7 protein-coding genes are annotated in these 7,476 nt (G+C 70.6%); 2 read left to right on the forward strand and 5 right to left on the reverse strand.

Going from position 1 to position 7,476, the window contains the following annotated elements:
• Nucleotides 1-81 precede the first annotated feature (81 nt).
• The 5 genes from ABD160_RS02605 to ABD160_RS02625 form a co-directional block, all read right to left on the reverse strand.
• Entirely contained in the window at nt 82-1,398 is a 1,317-nt protein-coding gene (locus tag ABD160_RS02605; protein WP_344017947.1) for an NtaA/DmoA family FMN-dependent monooxygenase, read from the reverse strand.
• Nucleotides 1,398-2,726: an NtaA/DmoA family FMN-dependent monooxygenase gene (locus ABD160_RS02610; RefSeq protein WP_344017948.1), complete on the reverse strand. Its 1,329-nt coding sequence runs from the start codon at nt 2,724-2,726 to the stop codon at nt 1,398-1,400. The genes ABD160_RS02605 and ABD160_RS02610 overlap by 1 nt, the downstream gene beginning before the upstream one ends.
• 62 nt (nt 2,727-2,788) lie before the next feature.
• On the reverse strand, nt 2,789-3,952 hold the full coding sequence (locus tag ABD160_RS02615) for an ABC transporter ATP-binding protein (RefSeq protein ID WP_344017949.1): 1,164 nt from the start codon (nt 3,950-3,952) through the stop codon (nt 2,789-2,791).
• Entirely contained in the window at nt 3,924-4,763 is an 840-nt protein-coding gene (locus ABD160_RS02620; protein ID WP_344017950.1) for an ABC transporter permease, read from the reverse strand. The genes ABD160_RS02615 and ABD160_RS02620 overlap by 29 nt, the downstream gene beginning before the upstream one ends.
• Nucleotides 4,760-5,671, reverse strand: coding sequence for an ABC transporter permease (locus ABD160_RS02625; protein ID WP_344017951.1), 912 nt, complete (start codon nt 5,669-5,671; stop codon nt 4,760-4,762). Before ABD160_RS02625 ends, ABD160_RS02620 begins: the two co-directional genes overlap by 4 nt.
• Before the next feature lie 317 nt (nt 5,672-5,988).
• Between ABD160_RS02625 and ABD160_RS02630 the strand changes: the two genes are divergently transcribed.
• Both ABD160_RS02630 and ABD160_RS02635 read left to right on the forward strand, forming a co-directional pair.
• The gene (locus tag ABD160_RS02630; protein WP_344017952.1) at nt 5,989-6,960 is read left to right on the forward strand and encodes an AsnC family transcriptional regulator; all 972 of its coding nucleotides are present in this window, start codon (nt 5,989-5,991) and stop codon (nt 6,958-6,960) included.
• A gap of 96 nt (nt 6,961-7,056) precedes the next feature.
• Entirely contained in the window at nt 7,057-7,449 is a 393-nt protein-coding gene (locus ABD160_RS02635) for a Rid family hydrolase (RefSeq protein ID WP_344017953.1), read from the forward strand.
• Nucleotides 7,450-7,476 lie beyond the last annotated feature (27 nt).

The raw sequence follows: 7,476 nt of genomic DNA on the forward strand, positions 1-7,476 counted from the left end.
GGACTCCTCGGTGGTGTGGTGCCCGACCGGACCGTCGATCCGGTCTACGGGTTCGTGGCGGGGCCGGCGTGTTCGCGCCGGTCAGAAGGCCAGCAGGTTGTCGCGGAACATCGCGTGCTCGTAGCCGGTGCGGACCAGGCCGCGCTGCTGCAGGGCGGGCACCAGCCCGTCGGTGATCTCGGCGACCGTCCGCCTGCTCACGTCGTTCGAGCTGAACAGGAAGCCGTCCCCGCCGACCTCGGCCATCGTCTCGGCCATCCGGGCGGCCACCGAGTCCGGTGTCCCGGCCAGCCGGGTGGTCGCGGCCCTGGCCAGCTCCACCGCGACCTCGCGCAGCGTCCGGCCCTCGCCGGCGACGGCGACGAACTGCTCGAGCACCTGCTGGTGGCCGTTCGTGCGCAGCCCGCTCAGCTCGATCGGACGGTCAAGGTCGTAGGCACCGAAGTCGATGTTGGTCACCTTCGACTGCATGGCCAGGGTGATCTCGGCGTCCGCCAGCGCGGCGAGCTCGCGTTGCCGTACCCGCTCGCGGGCCTCCTCCTCGGTGCCACCGATGACGGGATCGATGATGAACAGCACCTTGATGTCATCGGGGTCGCGGCCGAATGCCGCGGCGTGCCGGCGGACGTCGTCGCGGAAGGCCTTCATCTCCGGGACGGTCTTCGCCATGCACAGCACGGTGTCGGCGTGCCGGGCGCCGAACTCGCGGCCCCTCGGTGATCCGCCCGCCTGCGCGATCACCGGCCTGCCCTGCGGCAACGGGCCGGAGTTCAGTGGCCCCCGCACGGCGAAGTGCTCGCCACGGTGGTCGACCCGGTGGACCCTGGTGTGGTCGGCGAAGATCCCCGCCGCCGGATCGTCGACGACGGAGCCCGGCTCCCAGGAGCCGAACAGTGCCATGGCCGCACGCAGGTACTCGTCGGCGATCTCGTAGCGCTCGTCGTGCTCGGGCATCCCGGGCATGCCGTAGTTCTGCGCGGCGCGGTCCGAGCTGCCGGTCACGACGTTCCAGCCGATCCGCCCGTTCGACAGCTGGTCGAGCGTGCCGATCGCCCGCGCCAGCAGGTAGGGCGGGGTGGCGAAGGTGCCGATCGTCGGCACGATGCCGAGTCGTTCGGTGCGCTGGCTGACCAGCGCCGAGACCACCGTCGGGTCCTGGCGCGGGCTCGAGTGCCCGGCCCGGAGGTAGACGTCCATCGAGCCGCCGTAGGCGTCCGGGACGTACGAGGAGTCCTCGATCAGCAGGTAGTCGAACCCGGCGCGTTCCATGCTGCGCGCCATGTCGACGACCAGGTCCGGGCTCATCCAGTCGCGGCCGATGGAACCGGTGAAGGGGCGCCCCCAGGAGACCGCCGACGAACCGTGCAGGAACCAGGCGAGATGGAACATGTCGGCCATCAGAACTCCAGCAGGTTGTCGCGGAAGGTGGCGTGCGCGTACCGGCTGCGGACCGCCCCGCGCCGCTGCAGCGCCGGGACCAGCCCCTCGGTGATCTCGGCGATGTGCCGCCTGCTCAGCGAGTAGCTCACGAGCAGGAACCCGTCGCCGCCGACCTCCTGCATGACCTCGCACATGCGGCCGGCCACCGAGTCGTGGGTGCCGGTGAAGTCGATGCTGCCCTCCCCGTAGAGGGAGGCCGAGATCTCCCGCAGCGTCGCGTCAGGCTTCGCCCCGGCCCGGGCCACGAAGTTCCCCAGCATGTGCTGGTGGCCGTTGGTGGCGAAGTCGAGCGTGTCGAGCGGCTGGTCCAGGTCGTAGACCGAGAAGTCGATGTTGGTCGTCTTCGCGAGCTGGGAGAACATCCGGATCGCCGCCTGGTCGAGGCCCTCCTGGTGGCGGGCCCTCCGGCGCTGTGTCGCCTCGTCCTCGGTCAGCCCGACCACCGGCGAGGTGAGGAAGAGGACCTTGCAGTCGTCGGGATCGCGACCGGCGGCGACCATCCGTGCCCGCACGTCGTCGCGGAACGCCTTCATCTCCTCGACGCCCTTCGCCGTCGAGACGATGGTGTCGGCGTGTGCCGCGGCGAAGGACTTCCCCGCGGGCGAGCCGCCCGCCTGGGCGATCACCGGTCTGCCCTGCGGGACGGGTCCGGAGTTGAGCGGCCCGCGCACCGAGAAGTACTTCCCGGTGTGGTCGACGGTGTGCACCTTCGCGGGATCGGCGAACACCCCGGCGGTGGTGTCGTCGAGGATCGCGTCCTGCTCCCACGAACCCCACAGCCGGTTGACGACATCGAGGTACTCGTGGGCCCGGACGTACCGCTCGTCGTGCTCGGGCATCGCGTCCCGACCGAAGTTCCGGGCGGCTCCGTCGGAGCTCCCGGTCACCACGTTCCAGCCGATGCGCCCGGCGGAGACCTGGTCCAGGGTCCCCACGAGACGGGCCAGCTGGTACGGCGGGTAGGCGTAGGTACCGAGTGTCGGGACGATCCCGAGGCGGGTGGTCGCCTGGGCGATCACCGCCGCGACCAGCGCCGGGTCCTGCCGGGGAGTCGCGATCGCGTGCCGGAGATAGACCTCGGAGCTGCCGCCGAAGGTGTCGGGGACCCAGCTCGTGTCCTCGAGCAGGACGTAGTCGAATCCCGCTCGTTCCAGCGACCGGGCGACGTCGACCATCAGGTCCGGTCGCATCCAGTCGCGCCCGATGAATCCCGTGTACTCCTGGTTCCAGGCCTGCGCACTGGACCCTTCGAGGAACCACCCGAGGTGGAACATGTCGGTGGACAAGACACCATCTCCTTTCGGTTGCGCGGGTTCGGCGGGCCGCCGTCGTCACGGGGCCGCGGTGATCACGACGCCGCGGCCATGACGACGCTGTGAGCGGGGTCCCAGTCGAGCGTGACCTCGTCGCCGATCGCGAAGTCGTGCGGAACGTCCGGCCCGGCCCGGACGACCAGCTCCCGGCCGCCGGCGTCGTGGACGAGGATCCGCCAGGAGTCCCCGGCGTAGACGGTCGCCGCCACGGTGCCGGGAACGGAACTCCGGTGCGGCGGTGGGCGGTCGGCATCCCGGGACCGCACGGTGACCGACTGCGGCCGGACCATGACCACGGCGGACGCTCCGGGCCGCCACCACCCCGGCCCGGTGGGGAGCAGGACGTGGCCACCCGCGTCGGGCAGGCAGAGCCTGCCCTGCTGTTCGGTGACGGTGCCGCGGAACAGGTTCGACTCCCCGAGGAAGGACGCCGCGACGTCGTTCACCGGTCGGCGGTACAGGTCCTCCGGGGCCCCGTACTGGACGAGGCGGCCCTCGGCGAGCATCGCGATGCGGTCGCTCATGCTCATCGCCTCCTCCTGGTCGTGGGTGACGTTCACGACCGTGAGCCCGAGCTCGCGGCTGATCCGGCGGATCTCGATCTGCATGGACTCCCGCAGCCGGCGGTCGAGCGCACCGAGGGGTTCGTCCATGAGCAGCAGCCGGGGCCTCGCCACGATCGCGCGGGCCAGCGCGACGCGCTGCTGCTGGCCACCCGACAGCTCCTTCGGCAGCCGCCGGCCGAGGTGTCCCAGCTGCACCATGTCGAGGGCCTCGGCGACCCGCGCCCGGCGTTCGGCCCGCGGGGTCCGCTGCATCCGCAGGGGGAAGGCCACGTTCCGTTCGACGCTCAGGTGCGGGAAGAGCGCGTAGTCCTGGAACACCATGCCGATGTGCCTGCGGTGCACCGGGACCCCGGAGATCTCCTGACCGTCGATCCGGATCCCGCCGAGCGTGGCCGGGACGAACCCAGCGAGGATCCGCAGCAGAGTCGTCTTGCCGGAGCCGGAGGCACCGAGCAGCGTGACGAACTCACCCGCGGCGATGGTCAACGAGACGTCGTCGACGGCGCGGAAGGCTCCGTACTCCTTGACGATGCCGTCGAGTCGCACCGCCGCACCGCCCGGTGCCGTGCCGTCCTCGCCCGATGTGGCCGCGGTCGCGGCCGGATCACCCGGCCGCACGTCGGTTCGCGTCATGACGGGCTCCGATCTTCGTGACGACGTGCCGCACGCGGCGCCGCATCCACGGGACGACGGCCAGGCTGAGGCTGGCCAGGATCGAGATGAAGGTGACCAGGGAGGCGACCGCCGAGGTCGCGGGTGACACCCCCTCCTGGATCTCGCCCCACATCACCACCGGGACGGTCCGGAAGCCCGGGGTGACGAGGAAGAGCGCGACTATGACCTCCTCCCACGAGCTGATGAAGGCGAGCACGCCGCCGATCACCGCGGACGGGGCCACGATCGGGACGGTGATCCGGAGCAGCACCGACCAGTGGCCGGCACCCGCCGCCCGGGCCGCGTCCTCGACGTTCCGGTTCATGCCGGTCAGCGCGGCCAGGACGTTGATGAAGACGTACGGCACGCCGAGGGTGGCGTGTGCCAGCGCCATCCCGGTGGCGTTGCCGGTCAGGCCGAGCCGCACGTACACGACGTAGATGCCGAGCGCGGCGACCACCAGCGGGACCACCAGCGGGGTGAGCGCGAGCCCGGTGACCAGACCGCGGGGCACTCCGTGGCCGCGGGCGGCGGCGACCGCCAGCACCGTGCCGACGACCATCGCGACCATCGCGGCCGAGACACCGACGACGAAGCTGTTGCGGAACGCGGCCACCAACCGACGGTCGGTGAGGACGTCCTCGTACCACCGCAGGGAGAAGCCGTCGGGCGGGAAGCTCAGCAGCTCCCCGGAGGTCACCGACGTCCCGATCACCACGACGGTCGGGAAGGCGAGAATCGCCGCGAGCCCGAGTGCGACGGTGCCGGTGAGCCGGCCGGCCCGGATCATCCGCGCTCCCGCGCCCGGTCGATCCCGAGGATCCGGCCGACTCCGACGAACCTGCCCGCGGCGAGCAGGACCACCAGCACGGAGACCAGCAGCAGCACCGACATCGCCGAGGCGACCTCGGGCCGGTAGAGCTCCTCCAGCTGGATGACGATCGCGTTCCCCACGTACAGGTCGCCCGTCCCACCCAGGATCTGGGGCGTGATGTAGAAGCCGAGCGCGAGGATCAGCACGAGCGTCGCGCCGGCGAACGCTCCTGGGGCGGTGAGCGGCAGGGTCACGTGCAGGAACGCACGAGCCGGCGACGCGCCCATCCCGCGGGCCGCGAGCAGCAGCCCCGGCCCGAGGCTGCGGATGTTCGCGTAGAGCGCGAGCGTGCTCAGCGGCGCGAGGATGTGGACCATGCCCACGTACACCGCGAACTTCGTCCTCGCGAGGCGCAGCGGCTCGTCGACGACGCCCAGGGAGAGGAGCAGCTGGTTGAGCAGCCCGGTGTCGTTGAGGATGATCTGCCAGGAGTAGGTCCGCACCAGCAGGCTCGTCCAGAACGAGATCAGCAGCGCCGCGATCAGCGCGATCCGTACCGCCCGCGACGAGTAGACCATGCAGTAGGCGTACGGATAGCTGACGACGAGGCAGGCGACGGTGACCACCACGGCCATCTCCACCGTGTTCCGGACGGCCCGCCGGAACAGCGGGCTCTCGATCGCCGTCAGGTAACCGGCGAAGCCGTCCTCGGCGCTGAACACGACGATGGCGACGATCGCGCTGCCGAACGCGAGCAGCAGGAACGCCATCCCCACCAGTCCGACAGCGGCCGCGAAGTCCACCGACGCTCGCCGCCGGGGCCGGCGGCGCCCGTCCGGGGGCTCCGGGGGCCCGCTCACCGCCTCGACGGCCGGTGCGCTCACGACGCTCGTCCCGGCACGCCGGTCGAGCACGGCCGCGGCCGGTCGGGGATATCCACGACTTCCATCGTTGCACCCTTCAACTCACGCCAGATTGACGGCAACGAACCCGGTAGCGAGTAATATTCACCGAACATCGGAGGCTGTCCAGGGGATGTTGTAGTCGTAGCCTCGACGACACGTGGCCACAACACACCGCCGGAGCGGCGGACCCCGATCGACCACACACCGGTCGGCGACACCGGCGCGCGGGATCGGAGCCCGCGGGCCGGTCACACCCGGGAGTAGCCTCCGCTCATCCTGACGATCCGAGGAGCGCGATGAACCGGTACGCGATGGACGACATCGACGAGGCGATCGTCGGGCTCCTTCGCGAGGACGGCCGCATGACCTTCACCAGGATCGGGGACACGGTCGGCCTCTCGACGGACGCGGTCCGGGTACGGGTGAACCGGATGACCTCGGACGGCGTGCTGCGCGTCATGGGCCTCGTCTCCCCCGAGGCGCTCGGGTACCACACCGTCGGCTCGCTCCTGCTCGGCGTGCGCGGTCGCCTCCAGCCGGTGATCCGGACGCTGACCGAGCACCCCAACGTCAGCTTCCTGGCCCAGCTGATCGGCGACCGCAACCTGTTCTGCGGTCTCGTCGCCCGGAACGACACCGAGCTGGCGACCGTGGTCGACGACCTGGTCGTACAGCACGGGACGATCCAGGACGCCGAGCTCGTCCGGACCCTCGACGTGGTCAAGTGGTTCGACCTGCCCGGGGCGCGAACGCCTCGGCCCGCACCGGACCCGGCATCCCTGGACGAGATCGACACCGCCCTGCTGCACCGGCTCGTGGAGAACCCGCGCGCCTCCTACCGGGAGCTGGAGGCCTCTCTCGACCAGCCGTACTGGATCGTCCGTGCCAAGACCAAGCGCCTGTTCCACGAGGACCACATCCGGGCCACCGCGACGGTCGACCGGGTCTCGACCATCCCCGACATCCAGGCGCTTCTGCGGCTGAAGATGCGCGGCGACGTCGGATCCGGGCTCGACCGGATCGCCGCGATCCCGCAGGTGCGGCTCCTGGTGCTCAACGCCGGCAGCGAGTGGCTCGTGAGCGGGGAGGTCATCTGCACCGACGGCTACGAGCTGGCCAACCTGCTGGAGGAGCTGCTGTCCATCCCCTCGGTGGTGGACGTGCGCAACTTCGTCTACTCACACGTCCACCGGCTGTCGACACCGTTCCGGTACGGCATCAACCTCCGGCGAAACGTGCAAGGAGAACGCGTCCGATCAACGATGTGAGCGCCTGACGCACGCATACTTGACTGTTCGGCGTCAATCTGCGCGTACTTGTGTGACCGCAGCGACCCGCGCCGCGGCGACAGGAGCAGCACACCCATGATCGATCTGACCGATTCGACGGGTTCCCGATACGAGATCGTCGGCAGCTACGCGCGCGGCCGCCGGGTGGGCGACCACGTCTACGTCTCCGGGTCGGGTGCGGTCGACCCGGACGGCGCGATCCAGCATCCCGGTGACATGCACGGTCAGGCCGTCTACACCTTCGCCAAGATCGCCGCGACCCTGGAGCGGCTCGGCGCGTCGATGGCCGACGTCGTGCGGACCCGTGCCTACTTCGCCGACATCGCCCTCGCCGAGGAGTACGTCCGCGCACACGGCGAGACCTTCGCGGGCATCCTGCCCGCCGCGACCGGCGTGGAGGCGCGACTGGCCGTGCCGGGAATGCTGGTCGAGATCGACGTCGACGCCATCGTCCGCCCGCCCGCCTGACGACACGGAGTCCGGTGCCGAGCGTTG

The organism is Pseudonocardia kongjuensis (assembly GCF_039526905.1).
GTDB classification, from domain to species: domain Bacteria; phylum Actinomycetota; class Actinomycetes; order Mycobacteriales; family Pseudonocardiaceae; genus Pseudonocardia; species Pseudonocardia kongjuensis.

What these genes read in the sequence shown, in the direction of transcription:
- ABD160_RS02620 (WP_344017950.1), bottom strand. Translation starts at nt 4,763, where the DNA reads ATGATCCGGGCCGGCCGGCTCACCGGCACCGTCGCACTCGGGCTCGCG.
- ABD160_RS02615 (WP_344017949.1), bottom strand. Translation starts at nt 3,952, where the DNA reads ATGACGCGAACCGACGTGCGGCCGGGTGATCCGGCCGCGACCGCGGCC.
- ABD160_RS02630 (WP_344017952.1), top strand. Translation starts at nt 5,989, where the DNA reads ATGAACCGGTACGCGATGGACGACATCGACGAGGCGATCGTCGGGCTC.
- ABD160_RS02635 (WP_344017953.1), top strand. Translation starts at nt 7,057, where the DNA reads ATGATCGATCTGACCGATTCGACGGGTTCCCGATACGAGATCGTCGGC.
- ABD160_RS02605 (WP_344017947.1), bottom strand. Translation starts at nt 1,398, where the DNA reads ATGGCCGACATGTTCCATCTCGCCTGGTTCCTGCACGGTTCGTCGGCG.